Raw genomic sequence first — 25,534 nt, forward strand, 5'->3', positions numbered from 1 at the left:
CGCCATGAGCACGACGGGCGACAGCACCGTCTTGAACGGGTCCGACACCGGGTCGCTGGCCGGCACGCGCGCCGCCAAACCCCTCAGCCCACGGCGGACCCGCACCGCCGACGGCCACGAATACACCATTCTCGAAGAGGTACTGCACGCCCTGACCCACGGAGTGGGCGCGGCACTGGGCATCGCCGGCCTGGTGTTCCTGGTGCTCAAGGCCATGGGCGGCGGCGCCACGGCGGTGGCCGCGGTGACCATCTATTCCGCCGGCCTGATCCTGGCGTTCCTGGCCTCGACGCTCTACCACTCGCTGTCGCGGACCCGCGCCGGCCATGTGCTGGAGATGATCGACCATGCGATGATCTTCGTGTTCATCGCCGGGTCCTACACCCCCTTCGCCCTGCTGACCCTGCCGCCGAGCCCGGGCATCTGGCTGTTGGTGGGCATCTGGACCATCGCGATCGCCGGCATCGGCTTCAAGCTGGTCACTTACCTGACCCATTCGCACGAAAAGCTGCACTGGGTGTCGCTGGGGTTGTATCTGGCCATGGGCTGGACCGTGCTGCTGGTGGCTCAGACGCTTTACGAACTGTTGCCGGCGGGCGGCTTCGCGTGGCTGCTGGCCGGCGGGCTGTGCTACACGGTGGGCGCCGGGGTCTATGCCATCAAGGGGGTGCCGTTCGCACACACGGTCTGGCACCTGTTCGTGCTGGCCGGCGCCGCCTGCCACTTCGTCACCGTCTATGACTATGTGCTCGGCTGACCCCGCTTTGTCCTCGGCCAAGCCCGCTAGGGGCTCAACCGGCCCCGGCGGTCTCGGCTAAGCCCGCCGCACCAACCGACCCAGCCGACCGGCACGGAGCGCGCACATTTCCGGCGCCAGTCTGGCCCCGGGCCGGCCGGCCCGGGCGGCGGGTCAGCGGCGCATCTTGATCTTCATGGCCCGGCGCAGCTTGGCTCCATAGGGCGGCGCGGCACCCAGCAGCCCCAGCACGTCCACCTTGGGCTGGTGATAGACCGCGCGGGCGTGGGCGAAGGTGCGGAACCCGTCGATACCGTGATAGACGCCCATGCCCGACGGCCCGATGCCGCCGGACGGCAGGCTTTCCTGCGCCACGTGGAAGATCACGTCATTGACCGTCACGCCGCCCGAGCGGGTATGGTCGAGCACCCGGCGCGTCTCGGCCGGATCGGTGCCGAAATGATAGAGCGCCAGCGGCCGCGGCCGGGCGTTGATATAGGCGATGGCGTCGTCGAGCCGGTCATAGGGCACCAGCGGCAGCACCGGGCCGAAGATCTCCTCGCGCATCACCGCCATCGGGTCTTGCCCGCCCTGAACCAGGGTCAACGGCAGCGCCGTGGCGTTCTGTCCGCCGCCACGCGCCGAGCCGCCGCCGGCCACCCGCAGCCGCGCGCCCGCCGCCTCGGCGTCGTCGAGATAGCCGACGATGCGGTCGCGGTGCCGGGCGTTGACGATCGACGTATAGTCGGGGTTGGCCGCGGCGTCGCCATAGAGCGCCTCGGCCGCGTCGATGAGCGCGTCGGCCAGCGCCGCTTCGCGCGCGCGCGGCACCAGCACATAGTCGGGCGCCAGGCAGATCTGGCCGGCATTGAGCATCTTGCCCGCCACCACCCGGCGCGCCGTCAGCGCCAGATCGGCGCTGTCGGTGACCAGCACCGGCGACTTGCCGCCCAGTTCCAGCGTCACCGGCACCAGATTGTCGGCCGCCGCGCGCATCACGTGGCGGCCCACCTCGGTGGCGCCGGTGAACAACAGATGGTCGAAGGCAAGGTGCGAGAACGCCTTGCCCACCTCCGGCCCGCCGGTGAACAGGTCGATCTCGTCGGCGTCGAAAAACTCGGCCACGGCGGCGGCCATGGCCTCGGACGTGGCCGGGGTGATCTCGCTCGGCTTGATCATCACCCGGTTACCGGCGGCGAGGATGCCGGCCAATGGCCCGAAGGTCAGATTGACCGGAAAATTCCACGGGCTGATCACGCCGACCACCCCCTTGGGCTGGTATTCGACCCGGGCGCGGGCGCCCAACAGGCCCAAGGGAAACTCCACCGGCCGGCGCTCGGGCCGCATCCAGGCCCTCAGGTGCGCCTTGGCAAACCGCAGTGCCGACATGGGTGTGGCCAGGTCGGTGAACAGCGACATCAGCTTAGGCCGGCCCTGAAAATCCTCAGCCATGGCGTCGACGAAGCGGTCCTGGTGCCGGTCGAGCAGCGCCATGGCGCGGTCGAGCCGGTCACGCCGCACCGCTTCGGGCACCGCCCCGTCGGTGAGGAACGCCGCGCGCTGGCTGTCCAGCCGGGCGACCATGGCGGCCGCGCTGGCCTCGCCCGCACTCACATTGCCGGTGTCCATTGCACGCCTCCCATCGGTTGCATTTTCAAACAAGTGTAACCGATCCGGCAGCCATTGCCCATGGTCAAGCCGGTCACGCCTCGGCGGCGGCGGGCCTGGCCAACAACCAGTCTTCCATCAAGGCGCGAAAGTCGTCGGGCAGCGCGACGCCGGTGCGCGCCTGCGGGTCGGCATAGACATAGACCATCCGACCGGTGGTCAGCAGGTCGTCACCGCGCCAGATGCCCAACCCCATGGTGACGCTCGACCGGCCGAGACGTTCGGCGCCGACGCCGATGTCCAGCGGATCGTCGAACCGGGCCGGGGCGTGGAAGCTCGCCGTGCTGGCGGCGGTGAACATCTCGCCGCGCCCACCCTGCCCGCTCATGTCCGGGGGCAGGCCCAGATGGCGAAAAAACTCGGTCATGGCCACGTCGAACAGGAAATAGTACTGAGCGTTGAACACGATGCCCTGGGCGTCCACCTCCGCCCAGCGCACCCTCAAGCGGTGGAAGAAGCGAAACGCACGCCGTTCGGCGGGCACCAGCCGGGTCGGCCCATCCGGGCCCGTCGCTCGATCGGTCATCCAAACCTCCCTTGGTCGTGATTGTTATTGTTTCGCGCAGGATGGCAGCCCGCAGCCCGGCCTGCCAAGTTGAAACCGTGTTAAGGCTTTTGCGCCTAGACGAGAGGATACCCCCAGGACGCGCCCCGGGACGCACCCCCGGGACACCACAACGCCCGCCGCCCCAGGAGACCGACGCCGATGACCGATACCCCGGCCGCCCCCGAGCCATCCGCCCCCGCGCCATCCGTCACTGCGCCGATCGCCGCCGTGACCATCGCCGGGCGCCCGGTGGGGCCGGGCCATCCGCCGTTCCTGATCGCCGAGATGTCGGCCAATCACGGCCGCGACCTGGGCCGCGCGCTGGCGATGATCGACGCCTTTGCCGAGGCCGGCGCCGACGCGGTCAAGCTGCAGACCTTCACCCCCGACACCATGACCCTGGACCATCGCGGACCGGGGTTCGTGGTCGAGGGCGGGCTGTGGCACGGCCGCACGCTCTACGACCTTTATGGCGAGGGCAGCCTGCCCTGGGACTGGCACGCAGCGCTGTTCGAGCGCGCCGCCGCGCGCGGGGTGATCCTGTTCTCCGCGCCCTTCGACGCCTCGGCGGTGGCGCTGCTGGCCGACCTCGACGCCCCGGCCTACAAGATCGCCTCGTTCGAACTGGTCGACACGCCGCTGATCGAAGCGGCGGCGGCCCAGGGCAAGCCGCTGATCCTGTCGACCGGCCACGCCTCGGCCGACGATATCGACCGCGCGCTGGCCGCAGCAAGGCGCACCGGCAGCGGCGAGATCGTGCTGCTGCACTGCGTCAGCGGCTACCCGACCCCGGTCGACCAGGCCAATGTGTCGACGATCCCCCATCTGGCGCGCACCTATGGGGTGCCGGCGGGCCTGTCCGACCACACGCTGGGCCTGGGCGCTGCGGTGGCGGCGGTGGCCTTGGGCGCGGTGGCGGTCGAAAAGCACGTCACCCTGTCGCGCGACCTCGACACGCTCGACGCCGCCTTCTCGCTGGAGCCGGCGGAATTTGCCCAGTTGGCGCAAGCCTGCCGGGACGCCCATGCCGCGCTCGGCCAGCCAACGCTGAGCCCGCAGGCGAGCGAGGCGGCAAGCGCGGCCCACCGCCGCTCGCTCTATGTCACCACCGAGGTGGCCAAGGGCACGGTGCTCGGCCCGGACCATGTGCGCTCGATCCGGCCGGGCCACGGGCTCGCCCCCCGCCATCTGGCCCGGGTGCTCGGCCAGAAAGCGGCGCGAAACTTGCATAAGGGAGAGCCCATGCGCTGGGACATGCTGGCCCCGGACGCGGACTAAGACCCTCCAACGCGTGCAGAAGGACAAGACCCATGGCCGACCGTTTGGTGTGCATCATCCAGGCCCGGCTCAATTCCAGCCGGCTGCCGGGCAAGGTGCTCAAGCCGCTCGGCGGCCAGCCGGTGCTCGCCCATGTGATCAACCGGTGCCGGGCGATCGGCGGCGTCCAGTCGGTGGTGGTCGCCGCGGTCGACGCCGCCGACGAGCAACCGGTGGCCGACCTGGCGCAGACCCTGGGCGTGCCGGTGGTGCGCGGGCCCGAGCACGATGTGCTGAGCCGCTATCACATGGCCGCCGAGGCGCAGAGCGCCGACCATGTGATGCGGGTGACCGCCGACTGTCCGGTGCTCGACCCCGCACTGGTCACCGAACTGGTCGCCCACTATCACGACCGCCGGCCGGACCATGCCTGCCTGGCCCACTGGCCGCACGGCATGAACGCCGAGATCTTCTCGCGCGCGCTGCTCGACACCATGCACGCCACCGCCACCGCGCCCGGCGACCGGGAGCATGTGACCTTGTGGGTGACCCGCCAGGGCGACCGCCGGCGCCTGGTCCTGTGCCCGGCGACCGAGGCGCGGCTCGACCACCGCTACCGGCTGACGCTGGATTATGAGGACGATTATCGGGTGCTGACCCGGCTCGCCAGCCTCATGGGGCCGTCCTTCACCACCGCCACCTGCGCCGAGTTCATGGCCATGCTGGACGCCGACCCGGCACTCACGGCGATCAACCAGGCCGCCGGCGACGATTGGCGCGCGCGCGACCGGGTGATCCGCCGCGCCCCCGAGGGCGACCCCGCGTCGCCGCCCCCGGCCAGCGTCGAGGTGGTGCGCACGTCCAGCGGCCTGCCGCGCGCGACCCCGGAAAGCCCGCTGTCGGCGGTACGTTAGCCCGAGCCCGCCGGGCGCGTCCCGCCAGCCCCGCCGGTCCCGGTGTCGTGCGTCGGCGCCTGGGGCCCGGGATGCGCCGGCGCCACCTCGCCCGCCAACTGGTCGACGAAGACGCGCAGGAACGCCGCCCGCGTCTCGGCCTCGGCGCGGGCGGTGGCGGTGTTCATCTGGTCGGGCAGGCGCAGCAATTTCGTAAAGACATGGTCGATGGTCTGGCGGCGCTGGTCGAGCGGGCGGTCGTGGGCGAACGGGTCGGCGGGGTCGTAAAACCGCCGCGCCATGCGCGCGCCCGTGGACACCGCGCGCATCAGCCCGACCGCGCCGAGTGCGTCGAGCCGGTCGGCGTCCTGCAGGATCGCCGCTTCCAGGCTCGACGGCGGGCGGCCGAGCGAATAGCTGTGCTCGACGATCGCCGCCTGGATCGCCGGGATCAGCGCCGGGTCATAGCCCGCCTGGCGCAGCAGCGGGGCGGCGGCGGCGGCGCACATCTGGCTGGCTTGCAGGCGCTGCGGGTGATCCTTCGGCAGATTGACCAGATCGTGCAACACCACGGCCGCGCGCAGGACCGCCACCTGCGCGCCCTCGGCCCGACCGATCCGCTCGGCCCAGGCCAGAACCCGCTCGATATGCGGCCAATCGTGCGCGGGGTCGTCATGGGTGTAGTGCGGCCGGGCCAGTCGGCAGAGGTGTGCGAAATCGCCCTCGGCCCGCGCCGAACGCGGGAAAACATCATGTGCCATGACGATCAAGGTAAGCCATCGCCGGCAAAAAGAAAGCCCCGGGCGGCGATGCGCCCGGGGCCCTGTTGTCGCTGCGCAGCGGCTTAGTAGCGCGCGGTCAGATTGACCCCGAAGGTGCGCGGCTCGTTGAGATAGCCGGTCAGCGCGGTGAAGTCGATCGCCCCCTGGATGTTCACCTTGTCGGTGATGTTGCGGGCGAACAACGACACCTCGTAGCGGCCGCCGTCATACGAATAGCCGGCGCGCGCACCGCCCTCGAAATTGCCGTTGGTGCGGAATTCCGGCGCGTTGTAGAGGAAGAAGTTGGTTTCGCCCTGGACGTACCAGTCGGTCGAGACGAACACCAACCCGGCCTCGCCCACCGGCCGCTCATAGCGCGCGGTCAGGTAAAGCGTGTACTCGGGCGCCTGCGGGAACGGGTTGCCGTCCACCAGCGCATTGCCATTGGGGTCGAGCGGGTCGACCACCTGGCACAGCCCCGACCCGCACGGCGGCACCGCCAGGGTCTCGTCCTGCAACTCGGTCTTGGTCCAGGCGAAGGCGGCGGTCGCCGACAGCCCTTCCAGGATCTGCACCCGGGCATCGGCCTCGAAGCCATAGCCCACGCCGCGGTCGGCATTGACCAGCCGGATCAGATTGTCGCCGCCGCCGACCGCGGTCAGCTGCTGGCCGTTGATCTCGTACCAATAGCCGGCGGCATTGACCGACAAGCGGTTGTCGAACAGCACCGACTTGAAGCCGCCCTCGAACGACTTGATGGTCTCGGACTGGGCGATCGACGGCGCACCGTCGAAGGCCACGTCGCGGCCCTGGATGGTCGGCGCGCGGAAGCCGCGGGCGTGGCGGGCATAAAGCGTGATCTGGTCGGTCAGCGCATAGTTGACCGCGAAGTCCCAGCTTAGCTTGTCGTCCTGCACATTGCGCGGCGTCGGCCCGAAGAACGGCGACGACAGCACTTCGAAATCCTTGTCGTCGTCGGTGTAGCGCAGACCCGCGGTCACGGTCAGCCGCGGCGTGATCTTATAGTCGGCATGACCGAACAGCGCCCAGGCGGTGTTCTCGTGCAGCACCGTGCTCGGGTCGACGAAGAACCGATCGGTGGTGATCTTCAGGTCGGAATTGAAGAAGAAGGCGCCGAACTGCCAGTTGAAGCGGTCGTCGCCGGGGCTCGCGAAGCGGATTTCCTGGGTGTACTGGTCCAGATCGTCGATGCCGTCCTGGGTTTCCGACGGAAACGCGATGGTGTCGGGGGTGAACGGCGGCTGCGGCGGGTTGGCCGGGTTGAAGAAGCTGTTGGGCCCGGTGAAGCCGCCGTCGATATCGCCACGGCTGAAGCCGTCGGTGGTCTCGAAGGCGGAGATGGTGGTGACGGTGAAGGCGTCGAAATCGTAACCGAGCCGCAGGCTGGCGCCCCAGCTATTGTATTTCTGCGGGTTGTTCACTTCCGAGTCGTGGAAGATGGTCTCGCGGTCGAAGCGGTCGACCACGCCGCCGCCGGGCGCGATCACATTGGCGCGGAACAGGGCTGCGGTGGAATCCAGGTCGCGCACATGGAACTTGGCCAGCGCCGAAAACCGGTCGGTGGGCGTGAAGTCCAGTTGGATGCGCCCGGCCATGTCGCGAAAGCCGCCGACGGCGTTCTTCTCGTCGACCACCACCTTGTCGATATAGTCGTCGCGGCGCTGGATCAGCCCCGACACCCGCGCCTTGAGCACGCCCGGGATCAGCGCCCCGCCGACCGCCCCCTCGGCGTTGACGGTGTTGCGGTTGCCATAGGTCAGGCTGGCATAGGCGTCGAGCTCTTCGGTGGGCTTGCGGGTCTCGAACTTGACGATACCGGCCGGCGTGTTGCGCCCGAACAGCGTGCCTTGCGGGCCTTTCAGCACCTCGACCCCCTGCATGTCGAAGATCGGGCTGCTTTTGAGGATGACGTTTTCCATCACCACTTCGTCGATGACCACCAAGACCGGCTGCGAGGCCGCCAGGTCGAAGTCGGTGTTGCCGAGGCCGCGGATGTAGAAGCGCGGCGCCACCCGGCCGTTGGACGATTCCGCGTTCAGCGCCGGCACCCGTGCCGACAGCGCGCGAATGTCCTCGCCGGCCAGGAAGATGGTCTCGAACTCCTCGCCGCTCAGCGTCGAGATCGCCATGGGCACGTCCTGGATGCGCTGTTCGCGCCGCTGGGCGGTGACGACGATCTCCTCAATCGCCAGCGCCGCCTCGTCGCCCATGCCCTGCGCCGCAACCGGCGTCGTCAAGGCCCCGGCGACGGCCATCGCCGCCGCACTGGCCGCGCCCAGCGCCCCGGTGCGCATCTGAACCCGCTTCATTTCGGCTGTATCCTCCTGGTCATGCCCGGTGGGCGCAGGGCCCGCGCCGGGTCATCGCTGCACATACTCGCGCGCGTCGACTAGCTCGCCGCCAGCGCCCCGACAACCTCCCCTGACGCTTTCCCAGACGGAGTGTTCGCCTGTGTGCTTTTTTTGTGACAGCCGAGTGTCAAAAGACGCCCGCACCCCTGTCAATGCCCTTGATGGCTGTATGGTCAGGATGGTGACAAATTACCGGACATTGATGCAAGGCCGCCACAGCCGCCGCGCCGGTTTTGTGGCCGCCCTGCCCGGCCAAACCCTGGCCGGTCCTGGGCCGGTCCCCGGGCCGATCCGGTTCCGTCAGGATCGAAGAGCGCCGGTCAGGGCCGGTTGTCCGGCGGCACGGACGGCTTGGCCAGCGCCGGCAAGGGCTGGTTTTCGGGCGCTGTGGGGTCGGTGCGGGCGAGTGCGCGGGCCAGCGCCGGCATCAGCGTGAACACCAGCAAGCCGAACGGCAGCCCGGCGGTGATCGTCGCCGACTGCAAGGCCGACAGCCCGCCGGCGCGCAACAGCACCGCGGCCACCACGCCCACCGCCAGGGTCCAGAAGGCGCGCTGACGCCAACTGGGCTCGGCGCCGTTCGAGGTCAGCGTTGCCACCACCAGACCGCCCGAATCCGCCGAGGTGACGAAGAAGATCATGATCACCACGATCGCCAGCCCCATGGCGAGCCCGGTCAGCGGCAGATAGTCGAGGAAGATGTAGAGGCTTTCGTCGGGCGCGGCGGTCACCGCCTCGGCCAGCGCCACGCCCTCGAACAGATCCAGATAGAGCGCGTTGCTGCCGAACACGGTCATCCACAGGAAGTTGAACAGGCTCGGCACCAGCAGCACGCCGAGGATGAACTCGCGCACCGTGCGCCCGCGCGACACCCGGGCGATGAACATGCCGACGAACGGCGACCAGGCGATCCACCAGCTCCAATAGAAGATCGTCCACCGGCTTTGCCAATCGGTGCCGGTATAGGTCTCGTTCCAGGTCGCCAGGCTGAGCAGATTGTCCAGATAGCTGCCCAGATGCTCGCCGAACGCCTTGAGCACGAACAGCGTCTCGCCGGAGAACAGCACGAACAGCATCAAGCCCACGGCCAGCACCAGATTGGCGGCGCTGAACCGGCGGATGCCCGCGCCGACGCCGGCCAACACCGACACCAGCGCGGCCCCGCACACCAGCACGATGACGCCCAGCTGCAACTCATAGCTGGTCTGCCAGCCGGCCAGCCGGGCGATGCCGGCGCTCGCCTGGCGAGCCCCCAAGCCCAGCGAGGTGGCGATGCCGACCACCGTGCCCAGCACCGCGAACAGATTGACCAGCCAGCCCCAGCGGCGCACCCGCGGCGCCGACATCACCTCGCGCAGCGGCGCGTCGAACGCCAGGGGCGCGCCGAAATTGAAGTGAAAGAAGCCCAAACACAGGCCGACCAGCGCATAGATGCCCCAGGGGTGCAGGCCCCAGTGCAAAAAGGTCATCTCCATGGCCAGCCGGGCGCTGGTCGGCCGGTCGCCGCCGAGGAACTCGTCGACCGAGGCATAGTGCTGGACCGGCTCGGCGACGCTGTAGAACAGCAGGCCGATGCCCATGCCGGCGGCGAACAACATGCCGAACCAATCGACCAGGCTGAACTCGGGCCGCGCCTCGGCACCACCGAGCCGCCGGCCGGCGTGGCGGCTGAGCGCCAGCCAGACCAGAAAGCCCAGCACCGCGTTGACGATCAGGATCTGCAACCAGCCGGTGGCGTGGGCAAGCCGGCGCTGCGCGTCGCTGAAGAACGCCTCGGCCGCCGAGCCTTGGGCGATGGCGAACACCACCAGCGCCGCGATCGCCGCCACCGCGGCCAGGAACAGGCCGCGCCGTTCAAGCCATGCCCGCATTGCTGTCCCCTTGCGCACCCGATGCCCTCGCCAACCGGCCGCCGTTCAGGCCTGACCGGCGGCCGAGGGCTCGGCGCGGCCGGCCCCGGTGACTGCCTCGGATGCCGCGTCTGGTCCTGCGTCTGGCCGCATCCGGGGCGCCGGTTCGTCCTCGCGCACCCGGTAGAGCAGCGCATAGAGCACCGGCACGGCGACCAGGGTCAACACGGTGGCGAACGCCAGCCCGCCCATGATGGTCACCGCCATACTGGCGAAGAAGGCGTCGAACAGCAACGGCACCATGCCCAGAATGGTGGTCACCGCGGCCAGCGCCACCGGGCGCAGACGGCTGATGCCGGCGTCCAGGATCGCCTCGAAGCGCTGGCGACCGGCGCCGATCTGCAGGTCGACCTCCTCGACCAGCACGATGGCGTTCTTGATCAACATGCCCGACAGGCTGAGCATGCCCAAAAGCGCCATGAAGCCGAACGGCATGCCCGTGCCCAGCAAGGCCAGGGTCACTCCGCACACCGCCATGGGCACGGTCAGCCAGATGATCAGCGGCTCGCGCACGGTGCCGAACAACAACACGGTGATCAGCAGCATGATCAGAAAGCCGAGCGGCAATTGCGCACCGAGCGAGGCTTGGGCTTCGTTGGTATCCTCATAGATGCCGCCCCATTCCAGGCTGTAGCCGCGCGGCAGGTCGATCGCCTCGACATCGGCGCGCACCTGGCGGAACACGCTGTCGACGGTGGGGCCCTCGCCCACCTTGGCCATCACGGTCAGCGTGCGCACCCGGTCGCGACGGTGGATTTCGGTGTCGCGCGCTTCCGTGCGGAAGGTCTCGACGATCTGCGAGGCGGGCACATAGCTGCGCTCCTGCTCGCTCCACACCAGCCGGTCGCCCAGATCGCCCAGATCGCCGCGCTCGGCCAGGGGCGCGCGCAACAGGATCTCAAGCGATTCGTCACCGTCGCGGTAGAAGCCGGCGGCCAGACCGTCGGTAGCGAACTTGATGGTATCGGACAGCGCGGCGCGGTCGACGGCGGCCAACTCGGTGCGCCGGTCGGACATCACCGGCACCACGGTCAGCTCGCGCTGGCGCCAGTCGTGGCGCACATTGACGATATCGGCGTGCGGGCCGAGCACTGCGGCCGCCTGTTCGGCCAGATCGCGCAGAACCTCAGGGTCGGGCCCGGAAAACCGGGCGGCGATGTCGGAATCGGCGCTCGGCCCGAACACCAGCCGCTCGGTATAGACCAGGGCTTCGGGGTTGCGGGCCAACAGCCGGTCGCGCAGCGTCTCGGCCACCGCCGGGATCTGCTCGCGGGTCTGGGTGCGCACGATCATATGGCCATAGGCGCCGTTGGCGTTCTGGGGGCTGTAGGTCAACATGAACCGCTGCGCGCCCCGGCCGGCGAAACTGGTGATCTCGACCACCTCGTCCATGGCCAGGAATTCGGGCTCGGCCTGGGCCAGATCCCGCGACACGGCGCGCACGTCGGTGCCCTGGGGCATCCAATAGTGGACATAGAACAAGGGCGTGTTCGACGCCGGGAAGAACGCCTGTGCCACCTGGCCGAAGCCCCAGAAGCAGCCGCCGGTGGTGGCCACCAACAGCGATACGGCGATCAACCGGTGGCGCAGCGCCAGCCGCAACACCCGGCCATAGCCGCGATAGACCCGGTTGCCATAGGGGTCGGCATCGTCCGCCCCGCCCTGCTTCAGCAGATAGCTGCCGAAGAGCGGGATCACCGTCACCGCCAGCCCCCAACTGAGCAGCAGCGACATGGCGATCACCGCGAACAGCGAGAACAGGAACTCGCCGGTGGCGTCCGGCGACAGGCCGATGCCCGAGAACGCCATGATGCCGATGATCGTGGCACCCAGCAGCGGCCATTGGGTCTGGCGCACCACCTGCACGGCGGCGGCGCGCGCCTTGAGCCCGCGCTGCATGGACACCATCATGCCCTCGGCGATGACGATGGCGTTGTCGACCAGCATGCCCATGGCGATGATCAAGGCGCCGAGCGAGATGCGCTGCATGTCGATGGCGGCAAGCTTCATCAACAACAAGGTGCCCGCCACGGTCAGGAACAACACCGACCCGACCACCAGCCCGGCCCGCCAGCCCATGAACAACATCAACACGCCGATGACGATGGCCACCGACAGGCCCAAGCTGGCGACGAACCCGTCGACGGACTGTTCGACCACCCGCGCCTGGTCGTAGATCGGCGCCAGGTCGACGCCCAGCGGCCAGTCGGCGCGGATCGCGTCGAGCTTGGCGGCAACGCCCGCGCCCACGTCGACGATGTTGGTGCCAGGCACCGCCGACACGCCCAGGGTCACCGCCGGCTGGCCGTTGAAGCGGATCAATTGCGCCGGCGTCTCGTCGGGCTGGACCGACACGTCGGCGATATCGTCAAGGGCGAGCATGGCGGTCGAGCCCGGCACACCGATCTTGACCCGGCGGATCGCCTCGACCCGGTCGAAGGCGTCGTCCACCGGCACCGCCAGGCGCCGGTCGCCGACGCGCACCGAACCGGTCGGCTGGATGGCGTGTTCCACGTCCAGCAACTGCGCCAGATCGCGCAGCGACAGGCCGAGGCTGGCCAGCCGGTCCTGCGGGATCTCGATCACCACGGTCTCGTCCTTGTCGCCATCGATGGCGACCTTGGCGACGCCGTCGACGGTCAGCAGGTCGCGGCGAATATCCTTGGCGATGTCGCGGATTTCGCCGTCGCTGTAGCCCGGCGCGGTGAGCGCGTAGAACAGGCCGAACACGTCGCCATAGTCGTCATTGACCTGGGGCGCACGCGTACCCGGCGGCAGGTCGGGCACGGTGTCGCGCACCTTGCGGCGCAACTCGTCCCAGACCTGGGGCAACTCCTCGCTGTCATAGGTGTCCTGGATCTCGACGGTGATCTGCGACCGGCCGGGGTGCGAGGCAGAGGTCAGCGTCTTGAGCTGGGCCATCTGCTGGATCGCCGATTCCAGCCGCTCGGTGACCTCGCGCTCCACCTCTTCGGCCGTGGCACCGGGATAGGACGTATAGACCTGAGCCATCTTGATGGTGAACGACGGGTCTTCCAGCCGCCCGACGGTCAAAAAACCCCACAAGCCGCCGAACAGGCAGATCAACACCACAAGCCAGGTGTTCACCGGCGTGTCGATGGACAGGCCGGCGATGTTGGTGGGCCGGGCGCCCTTGATGTGGTCGCTCATTGGCCGATCCCGTCGCGCGGGCGGATCTCCATGCCGTCGCGCAGCGCCTGGACGCCGGCGGTGACGATCCGTTCGCCGCCGCTCAACCCGCCGGTCACCGCCGCTTGCGCGCCGATCACCGGGCCGACGGTCACGGCGCGCGGGCGGACGCGGTTTTCGTCGTCCACCAGCCAGACCCGGAAGCTGCCCTCGGCGGTGGAGCCGAGCGCCGACACCGGTACCATGACCCGGGCGCCGGGCTCGCTGTCGGCGGGCAGCAGGTGGACGATCACCGTGCCGGTCATGCCGGGCAGGATGGTCAGGCCATTGTCCGGCCGCGCCATGGCGAACTCGACCCGGTAGGTTTGGGTGGCGTCATTGGGCTCGGTGGCGTTCTCGCGGTAAACCAGCGGAAAGCGCTGGCCCGGCGCGAACGCGAATTCGGCCTCGACGCCGGCAACCCGGCCCTTGGTCACCGTGGCCACCAGCGCCTCGGGCACGTCGAACACCAGGCGCAGTTCCGACACGTCCTGAACCCGCGCCACCGGCTCGCCCAACTGGACGTTGGTGTAATTGTCCACCAGCCGCTGCGAAATCAGCGCGTCGAACGGCGCGGCGATGGTGGTGTAGTCGAGCCGCTGGCGGGCGTTGTCGAGCGCCACCTCGGCCAGGTCGCGCGCCGCCTCGGCCTCGTCGAGCGCCTGGTCGGAGACCACGTTGCGCGCGTTCAACTCCTCCTTGCGGGCATACTCCTTGCGCCGCAGCGACAAGGTCACCTCGGCCTCCCGCACCGCGCGCTCGAAATCCGCCTGGTCAAGCCGGGCGATCAGGCCGCCGGCCTCGACCACCCGGCCTTCGAGGATCGGCAGCTCGACCAGCCGGCCGCCGACCTGGAACGACAGATCGACGGTCTGCACCGCCTCGACGCGCGCGGTGAACCGGCGCGCCCGGGCGACCCCGGCATCGCTGACGGTCATCACCTTGGCCGGCCGGGGCGGTGCGCTCGCCGACGCCTCGGCGCCCGGCTCACCCTGGTCGCCGCACGCACCGAGCGTCGCAGCGGCCAGAGCCACCAGGCCCAAACGGATCGAGATGGTGCGGTTCATGCCTCGGCCTCCTCATCGTCCGCGTTTCCCGCCGCCAGGGCGGCCAGACGGTCGAACAGCGCCCGGCGCTCATCGGCCGGCAATTCATACAAACCCATAAGCTCGAATAGCCCCGGCGCTTCGGCGGCGAACAAAAGCAGCGTCGCCCAGACCGGATCGTCGGCCTGCTCGCGCACGGCGCGGAACCGCTCGGCGATATAGGCGCGCGGCCGGGCCAGCAGATCCGGCTGCTCAGCCGCCGCCACCAGCAGGCCACGGCGCAGGTCAGCGTCGGCCTCGGGCATGCGGCGTTCGCGCTCGATCACCGCGAGCAGATCGGCATTGGCCCGACCATCGGTCTCTGCGCGCAAGGCCCGATGCTCGCTGTCCACCTCGTCGATCACGCGGTCGATCATCGCCTCAATGAGGGCGACCTTGTTCGGAAAGCGGTGGATCAGCCCGCCCTTCGAGTAGCCGACCCGCGCTGCCACGGCGTCGAGCGTCAAGTGGCCCGCACCGCGCTCACGCACCAGCGCCTCGGCCGCGTCAAGAATTTCCATCCGACGGTCGTTCATGCTGTCTCTGACCCCATTGATCGCCTGATAGTCGGTCAAACCGACCAGTCGGTCGGAATTACGGGCAAGACCGATCCGCCGTCAAGGGACAATCCCGGGCGCGCGGTGCCGGGCGCGTATAATCGGTCCGTTTCACCCCTCAGGTCATCGATCCAGAATCGCCAAGGCATCGGAGAGCATTCTTCACTCCGTCATTGATCATCATCGGCGACCGGATTGGTGCCGGCGATGGGCATATGGTCGCGTGACGCCCCGAGGGCAGGAGGGGCGGCGGTCCGTCCTGCGGGGCGCAGTGATCCAGTTGACCCGACCGGACGAACAACCAGGCAGTGAGGAGCCCGTCGACAACTCTACCCGACTCCTTTTCGAAAAAATTTCACCTTCGTAATATTTTTCGTCGAAACAAGGATCGGACTAAAAAAATACCATGTCTAAATATAGTCTATTTGACACGGTAACTCGAATATGAAACGGTCTGCCGAGACCATAGGGTCCCTCAAAGTATCTTTTGTCTTCCTTTCCGCTGGTTCAGTCCATGAAATCCTTGAGTAACGTCAAAGCATTCGACACCGATATCGACCGCCGGCGCGGGTTCCTTGGCGTCGACGCCGAAACCGAACAGCGGCTGCGCGACGCCAAGCCGATCATCGAAGGCGTCATGGACCGGATGCTTGACGCGTTCTACGCTCATGTGCGCCAGGAGCCCGAGCTCGACGCCATGTTCGCCGAAGACGGCATCGGCCGCCGGGCGCGCAACGCGCAACAGCGCCACTGGATGGAATTCGTCTTCAACGGCCAGTTGGACGCGGTTTATGCCGAGCGCTGCGTCAAGGTCGGCCGGGCGCACCAGCGCATCGGACTGGAACCGCGCTGGTACGTGGCCAGCTACACCCACATGCTCAATTGGACCACCGAAACCCTGGTCGACGCACTGGCACACGATCCGGCGCGGCTCACGGCGATCCTGTCGGCGATCCAGAAGGCGTTCATGCTGGACATGGAACTGGCCATGACGGTCTATCTGGAAACCGAGAAGGAGGCCGCGGGCCAGGCCCAAATTCTCGCGCTGTCCAACAGTTTCGAGGCCGATGTTCACCGCTCGGTCGGCGGCTTGGGCGAGACCATCGGGGGCGTCAACGATGCCAGCCGGACGCTTGCCAAAGCCGCCGACCACAGCGCCGGACTGGCGCAGAGCAGCGCGGCGGCGGCGGCGCAGGCGGCGGCCAACGTTCAGGCGGTCTCGGCGGCGACCGAGGAACTGTCGTCGTCGATCAGCGAGGTGGCGGCGCAGACGGCCAGTTCCCAATCGCGCGCCGACACCGCCAACGAGGCGGCCGAAAAGGCACGCGCCCAAGTGGACAATCTGACCCGCGCGGCCGACGCCATGACCACGGCCCTGGACCTGATCCGCAAGATCGCCGATCAGACCAACCTGCTCGCCCTCAATGCGACGATCGAGGCAGCGCGCGCCGGCGAGGCGGGCCGCGGCTTCGCCGTGGTCGCCGGCGAGGTCAAGACGCTGGCCAAGCGCAGCGCCGAATCGGCCGAGGAGATCCGCGGTCGCCTGTCGGACATGGCGGTAGCCACCGATGCCACGGCCAGCGGGATCGACGCGGTCACCGCGGCAATCGGCGAGTTGAGCCAGATGGCGGTGTCGGTGGCGGAAGCGGTCGATCAGCAGACCGTCGCCAGCCGCGAGATCGCCCGCAACGTGGCCGAGGCCGCGCGCGGCACCGAGCAGATCTCCGCCGACGTGAAGGAACTGGCCAACGAGGCCGGGATCACCCGTCAGTCGGCCGAATCCATGCGCGCCGCCGCCGAGGCGCTGGACCAGCAATCGCAAGTGCTCAACGGTCAGGTGAGTGATTTCCTGGACAACCTGCGCACGGTCGACCGAAGCGGTCCCGCCAGCGGCGTCGCCGCCTGACCCGCCCCCCCGGTCATCGCCAGCGCAGCGAGGCAATCAAGCCGCCGCCAGCGCAGCACCCGGCCCCGGCCACGTCGCCGCGCGGCACCCCCACGCGGGGGTTGCGGCGCCGCCCACGGACGGCGCGCGATGACCGGGTGGCACTGGGGTGCGGTGCGGTTGCCCGGCTCGCATATTGGTCGGGAGATGAGGCAGGGACACCGACCCGCCGCCAAAGCCGGCGCCCTTGCGCCAGACCGGCGGAAGAGAGCGTATCGCCGCCCGTGAGGGGCGCTCAGAGGTTGCGCAGGTTGAAGCCCATGGGCGCACCGGCGCCGCCGGTGTTGCGCGCGGCCATGGCGCTGCGGGCCAAGCGCGCCGTGCGCCGGGTGCCCGGACGGCGGAACAGCAGCGTCGGCCACTGGCCGATCGGTCGGCGCGCCTCCAGCACCAGGCCGCGGTCGCGATAGGCGCGCTCGACACCGGCGCGCTGCTCGGCCAGCAGCCCGGCCAGGATCAGCCGGCCGCCGGGCGCCACCAAAGGCGCCAGGGCCGGCGCCAGGCGGATCAGCGGCCCGGCCAGGATGTTCGCCGCCACCAGATCGAACGGGCCCGACCGGCGGAACACCGGATGATCGAGCCCGCTGGCGGTCACCGCTTCGACGCCCCAGGTGCCGCCCGCCACCGGGCGAACCGGCACCGCGTTGACCTGGGCGTTCTCCACCGCCGTGGCGACGGCGATCGGGTCGATGTCGCTGGCCAGCACCGGCATCGCACAGGTGCGCGCCATGGCGAACGCCAGCAGCCCCGAGCCACAGCCCAGATCGAGACCGTTTCGGGGCCGGAATGTCTGGCGCTTGGCCAGCGCGTCGAGGCTGAGCAGGCAGCCCGCCGTGGTCTCGTGGCGACCGGTGCCGAACGCCTGGCCGGCCTCGATCTCCAGATTGACCCGGCCCGGCCGGCGGCGCGCGCGGTCATAGGCGCCGTGGACCAGATAGCGCCCGGCGTGGATCGGCTTCAGCAGCTTCTGGCTTTCGCTGACCCAGTCCACATCGGGCAGCGCTTCGGGCGTGAACGCCGGCAGCGCCACCCCCGCCGCTTCGGTGGCCAGGCGCTCGGCATGGCCGACCCGCACCGGATCGGGGTCGGCGGCGAAGAACGCCTCGACGGTCCACAGGTCAGGCGTTTCGGTGTCCGCCCAGGAGGAAATCCCCGGCGCCCAGCCCTCGCCGTCGTCGAACGCGGCTTCGAGGCCGCCTTCGACCGCCGGCACCAGGGCCTCGGGCACGGTGACTTGGATCTTGTAACCGGTTGTCATGGCCAGCGGGATAGCCGAGCGGCGCGACGGCCGCAAGCCACCTGGGCCCGACCACCCGGCTTAGACCGCAAATTCGCGCTGGTCGTCGGGCTCGATCACGTCGAGCCGCCAGGGCAGCCCGCGCTCTTCCAGCAACTCCACCGTCCGGTCGGCAGCATCCTGGAACGGCATCAACACCAGGTCGGCGCCCTTTTGCTTGATACGCTGCCAATCGGCGTCACCGCCGTGGCAGGTGACCGCGATCTTGCCCTTGAAACCCGCCGATTTGAGACTGTCGATCAGGCTCGAATTGAAGTCGTGTTTGATCACCGTGGTCTCATGGTCGGGCACCGCCGAGACGATCCAGTGGATGTTCTCCAGCGGCAGATGGGCGACGAAATCGGCGTCGGTGGCGTCGCCATAGACCGCGCGCAGCCCCTCGCGCCGCCAGCGCCGGACCGCGGCCGGGTTGAAGTCGACGCCGAGGATGCGGTGGCCCTTGGCGGCGAGGCGCTGGGCCACGGTGCCGCCGAACCGGCCCAGGCCGATGACCACCATGTCGAACTGTTCCTCGGCCTCGATCGCCTGCACCTCGGCCAGCGCCTTGTCCCGCTCGAACCGACGCAACAGCGGCTCGATGCGCAGATAGACCCATTGCAGATAGGTGATCGCATAGGTGGACAGCGCGATGGTGATCAGACCGACCAGGGTGATCAGGCCCAGAAGCGCGTCGCTGACCAGACCGAGCCCCGCGCCCATGGCCATGAAGATCAGCGAAAACTCGCTGATCTGGCCCAGGATGATCGCCGACAACACGCCGGTGCGCAGCCGGTAGCCCATGGCCGCGGTGATCAGCGTCACCAGCACCGGCTTGCCGATCAGCACGAACACCGACAACACCGCCGCCGCGCCCAGATTGGCGCCCAACTGGCCCAGTTCGAGCTGGGTACCGAGCCCGATGAAGAAGAACAGCAGCAAAAAGTCGCGCAACGGCGCCAGCCGGGCGGCCACCGCCTCGCGATACTGGGTCGAGGCCAGCGACACGCCGGCGAGCAGACCGCCCATCTCCTTGCTGAGCCCGAGGAAGTCGGCGCCGGCGGCGAGCAACGCCGCCCAGGCGACCGAAAAGCACAACAGCAACTCGGGCGAGCGGGCGATCTGGCGCATCAACGGCTCGGCGGCGTAGCGCATGAACAGGCCGATGACCACCAAAAGCCCGACGCCGTTGAGCGCCACCTGCATGAGCCCGCCGCCGCCGTGGCCGCCGCCATGGCCGGCGTCGAGCGCCGCGCCCTGGCCGGCGGCATGCGCCGACAGCACGATCATCGCCAGGACCACAACCAGGTCCTGGATGATCAGCACGCCGAGCGCCAGCCGACCGTAAAGCGAATCGATGGCGCGCTTGTCCGACAACAGCTTGACGATGATGATGGTGCTGGAAAAGGTCAGCGCGACCGCCAGGAACAGGCTGTCCGACACGTCGAAGCCGAGCCCGTAGGCGATCGCGAAACCGATCCCGCCGGTCAGCGCCACCTGCGCCAAGCCTGCCACCGCCGCCACCGGGCCAAGCGAGCGGATCAGGTTGAGGTCGAGCTTGAGACCGACCAGGAACAACAGCACCGCGATGCCCAACTCGGCCAGCAACTCGATATGGTCGGCCTCGTGCACCAGCCCCAGCGCCGACGGCCCGGCCAGAATGCCCACCGCGATGAAGCTGACGATCAGCGGCTGGCGCAACCAGACCCCCAGCAGACCCATCAGACCGGCCAGCACCAACAGGGCGGCCACTTGGTAGAAGATCGACGCGGACAACAGGTCGAGCATGAAACGGAGCCCCTAAGGCGCTGGGTGAACAGATGCATCGCCGATATAGACAGGATTGCATGAACGGACCGACGCCGGGGCGCACACCATGCCGCACCCGGTCCCGACCGTCCCGCAGGATCGCCGCGGGCGCATGTGCCCGTTACGCTTCTTGTGGCGAAGTAAAGATAATCCGAGGTTAATGCCGCGCGGGTCATAAGGCCAGCCCTTGCCGCATGAATCGCCCTGCGCATGGGCGTTTAGATCGACATCTGCATTGCCGCCCGACCAACCGCCAGGAGAGACCATGCACCGACGCCCCGTGCCCCCGTTCAGCGACCGTGTGGGCCTGACCCTTCTCGGGCTGTTCCAGGGCGCCAGCCTGGCCGCTCTGGCCTCGGCGCTCGATGCGTGGCCGGAGGGAGCGCTATGGCTGCTCGGCCTCGGCGTGATCCTGAGCGTCGCACCGCTGGTCGCCATGGCCGGGCATCGACCGGGACAAGCGCGCCGCACGACAGCGGCCGCCCTGGGCCTGGGGCTGTTGGCGGCCGGTCTCCACATGGCCACCGAGGCCGCCGCCGGCCCGCCCCGGCCGGACCTGGCGACCGATCCGGTGCTCGGGCTCTACCTGCCGGGGCCGGCCGTGCTGCTGATCCTGGCCACCCTGCCGTTCCTGATCGCCCGCCAGCGCTCGTCCGCCGAGCCGCCGTCGGCACAGGCGTCGGCGGGGAACGGGTTGGCGCGACCGGCGCCGCGCGACCCCGAGGCGTTTTTGGACGCGGTATGGACCGTACCGGTGCTGGCGCTGCTGGTCGGCGTCACGCTCGCGCTCGTCTATGGCGTGCTGGCGCTGTGGTCGTTCCTGTTCTCGCTGATCGACATCGAGGTCTTCAACAAGCTGTTCTTCGACTGGCGCGCCACCCGGTTGCCACTGGTGTTCGCGCTCACAGGGCTGGCGTTCGCGGTGCTGCGCCAGGCTCCGGCGCTGCTCGACCCGGCGCGGCGCTTCTTCCAGGGGCTCGCGCGGCTGCTCGCCCCGGTGCTGGCGGCGGCACTGGCGTTGTTCCTGGTCATGTTGCCCGCCGCCGGCGTCCAGACGCTGGGCGCGGTGACATCGGCCAGCGGCACCTTCATGACCGCCGCGCTGTTGATCCTGATCATGCTCAACACCGTGGCCGCCCTGGCAGACGCCGACCAGCGCCCGGCCCTGCCCGCCCCGGTGCGCTGGAGCGGTTGGGTGCTGGCGCTGCTGATGCCGGCCTATGTGGGACTGGCGCTGTGGGGGATCGCCACCCGGATCGACCAGTACGGCCTGACGCCCGAGCGGGTAACGGCGGCGCTGGCGGCGTTGCTGCTGGCGGCGCCGGCGCTGGTTTATGGCGCTGCGCTGATCCGCCGCCGGCGCCTGAGCCGGATCGCCGATCTGGCGCCAGCGCTAATGGCGCTGGTGGTCCTGTGGGCCACCGCGCTGCAGAGCCCGTTGCTCGACCCGCGCCGACTGACAGCCGCCGACCAGGTACACCGGCTGCGCTCGGGCGCGGTGCCGGCGGACGCTTTCGACTTCCGGGTGTTCAACGGACTGGGCCGCTATGGCGACCGAGCGCTGGCGACGATCCGCGCCGACGAGACGCTGATCGCTCAAGCCGCCGTGCGCCAGGGCCTGAAAGGCGTTACCACCGGCGCCCGGCCGGCGGCGCGGGCCGACACCCTGCTCGCCCAGGTGCCGCGCTGGCCCGCCGATCGCCCCGTGCCCGACGGGCTCAAGGCGCAGATCGCCGAGCCGGTGGCGCAGGCGCCGAGCCGGACCGCCTTGCTGTTCGTCGACATGGATGGCGACGGGCGCAGTGAGGCGGTGTTGCTGTCGCCGGGCGCGGTGCAGGTGTTCACCCAAGGCGGCGGTGACCGGTCGGGCTGGCATTGGGCGCCGCAACTGTATCCCGATATCGACCCGGCCCAGGCGGCCGATCTGGCCCGGGCGGTGCGGGCCGGGGATGTGGCGCTGCTGCCGCCGGTGCGCCCGCGCCTGCGGGTCGGCGAGATGGAAATCGCGCCCTGACCTACAGCAGCACCCAGCGCAGCGCATAGCCGACCGTGGCCACCACAGCCACGCCGGCGGCCCACAGGCCCACAAACCACGCCAGCCGCACCCAGGCCGGCCGGTCGACCCGACCCCCGGCGTCGTCGCCGTCATCGCCCTCGTCGGCGGCGACGGCGCTATGGACAGGCGGTTGCGCGGCGTCGTCGGCGCGGTGCGGGGCCATCAATGATAGCCCTCGCCGGGGCGCACCTTGCCGCGGAACACCCAATAGGCATAGGCCGTGTAGGCCAGGATGATCGGCAACAGGACCGACGCCCCGACCAGCAGAAAGGCCAGGCTGCTGTTGGGCGCCGCCGCCTCGGCATAGGTGATGGTGCGCGGCACCGCATAGGGGAAGAAGCTGATGCCTAAGCCCACATAACTGAGCACGAACAGGCACAGGCTGGCGGCGAACGGCACCGGGTCCTTGGCCCGGGCGAGACCGTGGAACAACCACCAGGCCGCCGCCAGCACCAGCAAGGGCACCGGCGCGGTCAGCACGATGTGCGGCCAGCCGAACCAGCGATCCATGATCGCCTCATGGGTGAACGGCGTCCACAGGCTGACCAGGGCGATAAACGCCAGCAGCACCAACGCCAACCGGCGAGCATAGCCGTAGCAGCGTGCGTGCAGGTCGCCCTCGGTCTTCCAGATCAGCCAGGTGGCGCCCAACAGCGCATAGCCGGCCGCCAGCCCCAGCCCCGACATGATCGTGAACGGCGTCAGCCAGTCGAACCAGCCGCCGCCATAGCCGCGCCCGGTGGCGTCCACCTCGACGCCCTGGATCATGGCGCCGAGCATGATGCCCTGCATCACCGCAGCGACCAGCGAGCCCAGGAAAAAGCCGCGATCCCACAGGCCCTTCCAGCGCTCGGTTCGCCACCGATACTCGAACGCCACGCCGCGAAACACCAACGCCAGCAACATCAGAATCAACGGCATGTAAAGCGCTGGCATGATGATCGCATAGGCGCGCGGAAACGCCGCCATCAGCCCGCCGCCGCCCAGGATCAGCCAGGTCTCGTTGCCATCCCAGACCGGCGCGATGGTGTTCATCATGGTGGCGCGGTCGTCCTCGCCGCGCGCGGTGCGGAACAGGATACCAACGCCCAGATCGAAGCCGTCGAGGATCACATAGGCCAGCACGGCAACCGCCAGCAGCACGGCCCAGATGGTCGGCAGATCGAACATGGGGTCCCTCCTATTCGGCCGGCGTGACGCGGGTGACGCCGGTGGTAGCCGGCGCGATCCCCGCGGTACGCAAGGGCTTGCCCGCGTCGGTGTCCGGGCCGCCGGCCTCCGACGACCGGTTCATCAGCCGCAGCAGATAGAAGGTGCCGGCCCCGAAGACCAAAAAGTACACCACCGCGAACGCCACCAGCGACGTCCCCACCGCCGGCGCGTCGACCGGCGAAATGGATTCCGCCGTTTTCAACAGCCCATAGACGGTGAACGGCTGTCGGCCGACCTCGGTGGTCACCCAACCGGCCAGCACGGCGATAAACCCGGACGGCCCCATGATAAGCGCAAACCGGTGGAACCAGGCGGCGTCATAAAGCCGCCCGCCACGGCGCAGAAACAGGCTGATCAGGCCCGCCGCCATCATCAGCAGACCGATGCCGACCATGATCCGGAACGACCAGAAGACGGTCGCCACCGGCGGCTGTTCGGCAACCGGCCATTCTTCCAGCCCCTGGACCTCGCCATTCCAGTCGTGGGTCAGGATGAAGCTGCCGAGCTTGGGGATCTCGACCGCGTGATGGGTGGTCTGCTGGTCGCGGTCGGGCCAGCCGAACAGGATGAACGGCGCCCCCTCCTGGGTCTCGAAATGACCCTCCATGGCGGCCACCTTGCGCGGCTGGTGCTCAAGCGTGTTGAGGCCATGCAGGTCGCCGGCGAGCACCTGCAAGGGCGCCACAAGAAGCGCCATCCACATGGCCATGGACAGCATGGTCCGCGCGCCCCGGTCGGCGCGGTCGCGCAACAGGTGCAAGGCGCCCACCGCACCGACCACGAAGGCGGTGGTCAGATAGGCGGCCAGCACCATATGCACCAGGCGATAGGGGAAGGACGGGTTGAACACCACCGCCCACCAATCCTCGGGCACGAACTGGCCGGCCTCGTTGATGGCAAAGCCCGCCGGCGTCTGCATCCAGCTGTTGACCGACAGAATCCAGAACGCCGAAAACAGCGTGCCGAACGCTACCGCCAGCGTCGCCACATAGTGCAAGCGGCGGCCGACCCGGTTCATGCCGAACAACATGACACCCAAAAACCCCGCTTCCAGGAAAAACGCGGTCAGCACCTCATAGCCGAGCAACGGCCCCAGCACCGGCCCGGTCTTGTCGGAAAACACCGACCAGTTGGTGCCGAACTGGTAGCTCATCACCAGCCCCGACACGACGCCCATACCGAAAGCGACGGCGAAGATCTTCATCCAATACTTGAACAGCCGCAGATAGACCGGGTTGTCGGTCTTCAGCCACAGCCCTTCGAGCACCGCCAGATAGCTGGCGAGCCCGATGGAGAAGGCCGGGAAAATGATGTGAAAGGCGACGGTGAAGGCGAACTGGGCCCGAGCCAGGATCGCCGCGTCGAATCCGAAATCCATGTCGACACCCTCTTTGTGCTGCAGCGCAGCGGCAGGTTTGGACAGGACATATTAAGTCGGCGTGACAGCGTAAAGACCAGGCAAATGTGGAAAAACGACACAGCACAGACTTGGCGAATGCGCCAACAATGCGCTCACTCTGCCTGTTGCGGGGCTTGTTGCGGGGTTGGTGGCCCCGAATGCTGGCCCGCGCGATCGCCCGCACGCTGACCACAGCGTCGGCCGCGCTGCGCGCGGGTCCGCGACAAAGGCACGCGCAGCGACCGGGGCAAGCGCGGCTCGGCATCCGCCAGGCGCGCGTCGACCTGGGGAAAGCGGCGCCGCACCCGGTGCACCAAGCCGGCGATGGTCCGGCTGGTGGCCAGCAGGATGGCCAGCGCCACCGCCACCATGATCAAGCCGATGGGGATCGGCGTCGGCAGGACGATCAACCCCGGGATCAGCAGGGAATAGCCGACGATTTGCCACGCGATCTTTTTCATTACACAGGGCCCTGAAAAACCGGCGCCCGGAAACGGCGCCAGTGCGCCCAAAGAGATGGCAAGTCAGGGGCTTTGATGCAACACTGACCGGCCCTTCGCCGAGGCAATGCACCCGAAGGCCGGCGGACGCCCCGAGACGACCGAACCGGTCTGTCCCGGAAAGCGATGGGATGCGTTAAAGGGCCGAAACCCTACCATGATCCTCGACGCGGCGGCGCGCTCGATATTTGCTTAAGCCAACCTAGCAAAGACCGCCCATCCTCGCCAAAATGCCGATCCAAAAAACAACATCAGAGACACAAAAACAGTCTAGGGGCTGTTGACGAAGTGGCGGAACCAGAGGCGGATCGAGGTGAGATGGATGAAGCCGAGATAGCTGTCGGCGGTTTTGTCGTAGCGGGTCG

At 68.7% G+C, this 25,534-nt stretch carries 19 protein-coding genes and 1 pseudogene; 5 read left to right on the plus strand and 15 right to left on the minus strand.

The annotated features are described in order from the left end of the window. The first annotated feature begins 4 nt into the window (after nucleotides 1-4). Nucleotides 5-757: a PAQR family membrane homeostasis protein TrhA gene (gene trhA, locus EV659_RS14040; protein WP_132709527.1), complete on the plus strand. Its 753-nt coding sequence runs from the start codon at nucleotides 5-7 to the stop codon at nucleotides 755-757. A gap of 153 nt (nucleotides 758-910) precedes the next feature. Here the strand turns inward: trhA and EV659_RS14045 are convergent, their stop codons facing one another. Together EV659_RS14045 and EV659_RS14050 are read right to left on the minus strand one after the other, a co-directional pair. Next, nucleotides 911-2,365 (minus strand): coniferyl aldehyde dehydrogenase, encoded by a 1,455-nt coding sequence (locus tag EV659_RS14045; protein ID WP_132709528.1) that lies wholly within the window; start codon nucleotides 2,363-2,365, stop codon nucleotides 911-913. A 73-nt stretch (nucleotides 2,366-2,438) separates the two neighbouring features. Beyond that, nucleotides 2,439-2,930, minus strand: a complete 492-nt coding sequence (locus EV659_RS14050) for an acyl-CoA thioesterase (protein ID WP_132709529.1) — start codon at nucleotides 2,928-2,930, stop codon at nucleotides 2,439-2,441. A 180-nt stretch (nucleotides 2,931-3,110) separates the two neighbouring features. Between EV659_RS14050 and pseI the strand changes: the two genes are divergently transcribed. After that, nucleotides 3,111-4,229, plus strand: a complete 1,119-nt coding sequence (pseI, locus tag EV659_RS14055) for a pseudaminic acid synthase (RefSeq protein ID WP_132709530.1) — start codon at nucleotides 3,111-3,113, stop codon at nucleotides 4,227-4,229. A 32-nt stretch (nucleotides 4,230-4,261) separates the two neighbouring features. Next, on the plus strand, nucleotides 4,262-5,122 hold the full coding sequence (locus EV659_RS14060) for a cytidylyltransferase domain-containing protein (protein ID WP_132709531.1): 861 nt from the start codon (nucleotides 4,262-4,264) through the stop codon (nucleotides 5,120-5,122). Here the strand turns inward: EV659_RS14060 and EV659_RS14065 are convergent. From EV659_RS14065 to EV659_RS14090, 6 genes are all read right to left on the minus strand, one after another. Continuing rightward, nucleotides 5,119-5,862 (minus strand): HD domain-containing protein, encoded by a 744-nt coding sequence (locus EV659_RS14065; RefSeq protein WP_132709532.1) that lies wholly within the window; start codon nucleotides 5,860-5,862, stop codon nucleotides 5,119-5,121. The genes EV659_RS14060 and EV659_RS14065 overlap by 4 nt on opposite strands. 83 nt (nucleotides 5,863-5,945) lie before the next feature. After that, nucleotides 5,946-8,192 (minus strand): TonB-dependent receptor, encoded by a 2,247-nt coding sequence (locus tag EV659_RS14070; protein WP_200287812.1) that lies wholly within the window; start codon nucleotides 8,190-8,192, stop codon nucleotides 5,946-5,948. Between the two features lie 362 nt (nucleotides 8,193-8,554). Beyond that, a complete protein-coding gene (locus tag EV659_RS14075) occupies nucleotides 8,555-10,105 on the minus strand; it encodes a BCCT family transporter (RefSeq protein ID WP_132709533.1) in 1,551 nt (516 codons plus the stop codon). Nucleotides 10,106-10,150: 45 nt separating this feature from the next. Further along, on the minus strand, nucleotides 10,151-13,315 hold the full coding sequence (locus tag EV659_RS14080; protein ID WP_132709534.1) for an efflux RND transporter permease subunit: 3,165 nt from the start codon (nucleotides 13,313-13,315) through the stop codon (nucleotides 10,151-10,153). Then, nucleotides 13,312-14,400, minus strand: a complete 1,089-nt coding sequence (locus tag EV659_RS14085) for an efflux RND transporter periplasmic adaptor subunit (RefSeq protein ID WP_132709535.1) — start codon at nucleotides 14,398-14,400, stop codon at nucleotides 13,312-13,314. The genes EV659_RS14080 and EV659_RS14085 overlap by 4 nt, the downstream gene beginning before the upstream one ends. Then, entirely contained in the window at nucleotides 14,397-14,939 is a 543-nt protein-coding gene (locus EV659_RS14090) for a TetR/AcrR family transcriptional regulator (RefSeq protein ID WP_165878922.1), read from the minus strand. Before EV659_RS14090 ends, EV659_RS14085 begins: the two co-directional genes overlap by 4 nt. A 550-nt stretch (nucleotides 14,940-15,489) precedes the next feature. On the opposite strand from EV659_RS14090, the gene EV659_RS14095 reads away from it, so the two are divergent. Further along, nucleotides 15,490-16,881, plus strand: a complete 1,392-nt coding sequence (locus tag EV659_RS14095) for a globin-coupled sensor protein (RefSeq protein ID WP_132709537.1) — start codon at nucleotides 15,490-15,492, stop codon at nucleotides 16,879-16,881. A 274-nt stretch (nucleotides 16,882-17,155) separates the two neighbouring features. On the opposite strand, the gene EV659_RS14100 is transcribed toward EV659_RS14095, so the two are convergent. Further along, a complete protein-coding gene (locus EV659_RS14100; RefSeq protein ID WP_132709538.1) occupies nucleotides 17,156-18,178 on the minus strand; it encodes a 50S ribosomal protein L11 methyltransferase in 1,023 nt (340 codons plus the stop codon). A gap of 60 nt (nucleotides 18,179-18,238) precedes the next feature. Continuing rightward, on the minus strand, nucleotides 18,239-19,981 hold the full coding sequence (locus EV659_RS14105; RefSeq protein ID WP_132709539.1) for a cation:proton antiporter: 1,743 nt from the start codon (nucleotides 19,979-19,981) through the stop codon (nucleotides 18,239-18,241). 286 nt (nucleotides 19,982-20,267) lie between these two features. Between EV659_RS14105 and EV659_RS14110 the strand changes: the two genes are divergently transcribed. Then, nucleotides 20,268-22,016: a DUF4153 domain-containing protein gene (locus tag EV659_RS14110; RefSeq protein WP_132709540.1), complete on the plus strand. Its 1,749-nt coding sequence runs from the start codon at nucleotides 20,268-20,270 to the stop codon at nucleotides 22,014-22,016. A gap of 1 nt (nucleotide 22,017) precedes the next feature. On the opposite strand, the gene EV659_RS14925 is transcribed toward EV659_RS14110, so the two are convergent. The 5 genes and pseudogenes from EV659_RS14925 to EV659_RS15275 all read right to left on the minus strand — a co-directional run. After that, nucleotides 22,018-22,221, minus strand: a complete 204-nt coding sequence (locus tag EV659_RS14925; protein ID WP_200287810.1) for a hypothetical protein — start codon at nucleotides 22,219-22,221, stop codon at nucleotides 22,018-22,020. Then, a complete protein-coding gene (cydB, locus tag EV659_RS14120) occupies nucleotides 22,221-23,228 on the minus strand; it encodes a cytochrome d ubiquinol oxidase subunit II (RefSeq protein WP_132709541.1) in 1,008 nt (335 codons plus the stop codon). The genes EV659_RS14925 and cydB overlap by 1 nt, the downstream gene beginning before the upstream one ends. 10 nt (nucleotides 23,229-23,238) lie before the next feature. Beyond that, nucleotides 23,239-24,648, minus strand: coding sequence for a cytochrome ubiquinol oxidase subunit I (locus tag EV659_RS14125; protein WP_132709542.1), 1,410 nt, complete (start codon nucleotides 24,646-24,648; stop codon nucleotides 23,239-23,241). A gap of 134 nt (nucleotides 24,649-24,782) precedes the next feature. Then, the gene (locus tag EV659_RS14130) at nucleotides 24,783-25,130 is read right to left on the minus strand and encodes a hypothetical protein (RefSeq protein ID WP_132709543.1); all 348 of its coding nucleotides are present in this window, start codon (nucleotides 25,128-25,130) and stop codon (nucleotides 24,783-24,785) included. A gap of 309 nt (nucleotides 25,131-25,439) precedes the next feature. After that, nucleotides 25,440-25,534 (minus strand): annotated as a pseudogene (locus EV659_RS15275) (IS5 family transposase); the annotation flags it as partial.

The organism is Rhodothalassium salexigens DSM 2132, assembly GCF_004341375.1.
Taxonomy (GTDB): domain Bacteria; phylum Pseudomonadota; class Alphaproteobacteria; order Sphingomonadales; family Rhodothalassiaceae; genus Rhodothalassium; species Rhodothalassium salexigens.

Bases quoted from the DNA above. Each gene is read 5' to 3' on its own strand.
- trhA (WP_132709527.1), top strand. From the start codon at position 5: ATGAGCACGACGGGCGACAGCACCGTCTTGAACGGGTCCGACACCGGG.
- EV659_RS14045 (WP_132709528.1), bottom strand. From the start codon at position 2,365: ATGGACACCGGCAATGTGAGTGCGGGCGAGGCCAGCGCGGCCGCCATG.
- EV659_RS14050 (WP_132709529.1), bottom strand. From the start codon at position 2,930: ATGACCGATCGAGCGACGGGCCCGGATGGGCCGACCCGGCTGGTGCCC.
- pseI (WP_132709530.1), top strand. From the start codon at position 3,111: ATGACCGATACCCCGGCCGCCCCCGAGCCATCCGCCCCCGCGCCATCC.
- EV659_RS14060 (WP_132709531.1), top strand. From the start codon at position 4,262: ATGGCCGACCGTTTGGTGTGCATCATCCAGGCCCGGCTCAATTCCAGC.
- EV659_RS14065 (WP_132709532.1), bottom strand. From the start codon at position 5,862: ATGGCACATGATGTTTTCCCGCGTTCGGCGCGGGCCGAGGGCGATTTC.
- EV659_RS14070 (WP_200287812.1), bottom strand. From the start codon at position 8,192: ATGAAGCGGGTTCAGATGCGCACCGGGGCGCTGGGCGCGGCCAGTGCG.
- EV659_RS14075 (WP_132709533.1), bottom strand. From the start codon at position 10,105: ATGCGGGCATGGCTTGAACGGCGCGGCCTGTTCCTGGCCGCGGTGGCG.
- EV659_RS14080 (WP_132709534.1), bottom strand. From the start codon at position 13,315: ATGAGCGACCACATCAAGGGCGCCCGGCCCACCAACATCGCCGGCCTG.
- EV659_RS14085 (WP_132709535.1), bottom strand. From the start codon at position 14,400: ATGAACCGCACCATCTCGATCCGTTTGGGCCTGGTGGCTCTGGCCGCT.
- EV659_RS14090 (WP_165878922.1), bottom strand. From the start codon at position 14,939: ATGGAAATTCTTGACGCGGCCGAGGCGCTGGTGCGTGAGCGCGGTGCG.
- EV659_RS14095 (WP_132709537.1), top strand. From the start codon at position 15,490: ATGAAATCCTTGAGTAACGTCAAAGCATTCGACACCGATATCGACCGC.
- EV659_RS14100 (WP_132709538.1), bottom strand. From the start codon at position 18,178: ATGACAACCGGTTACAAGATCCAAGTCACCGTGCCCGAGGCCCTGGTG.
- EV659_RS14105 (WP_132709539.1), bottom strand. From the start codon at position 19,981: ATGCTCGACCTGTTGTCCGCGTCGATCTTCTACCAAGTGGCCGCCCTG.
- EV659_RS14110 (WP_132709540.1), top strand. From the start codon at position 20,268: ATGCACCGACGCCCCGTGCCCCCGTTCAGCGACCGTGTGGGCCTGACC.
- EV659_RS14925 (WP_200287810.1), bottom strand. From the start codon at position 22,221: ATGGCCCCGCACCGCGCCGACGACGCCGCGCAACCGCCTGTCCATAGC.
- cydB (WP_132709541.1), bottom strand. From the start codon at position 23,228: ATGTTCGATCTGCCGACCATCTGGGCCGTGCTGCTGGCGGTTGCCGTG.
- EV659_RS14125 (WP_132709542.1), bottom strand. From the start codon at position 24,648: ATGGATTTCGGATTCGACGCGGCGATCCTGGCTCGGGCCCAGTTCGCC.
- EV659_RS14130 (WP_132709543.1), bottom strand. From the start codon at position 25,130: ATGAAAAAGATCGCGTGGCAAATCGTCGGCTATTCCCTGCTGATCCCG.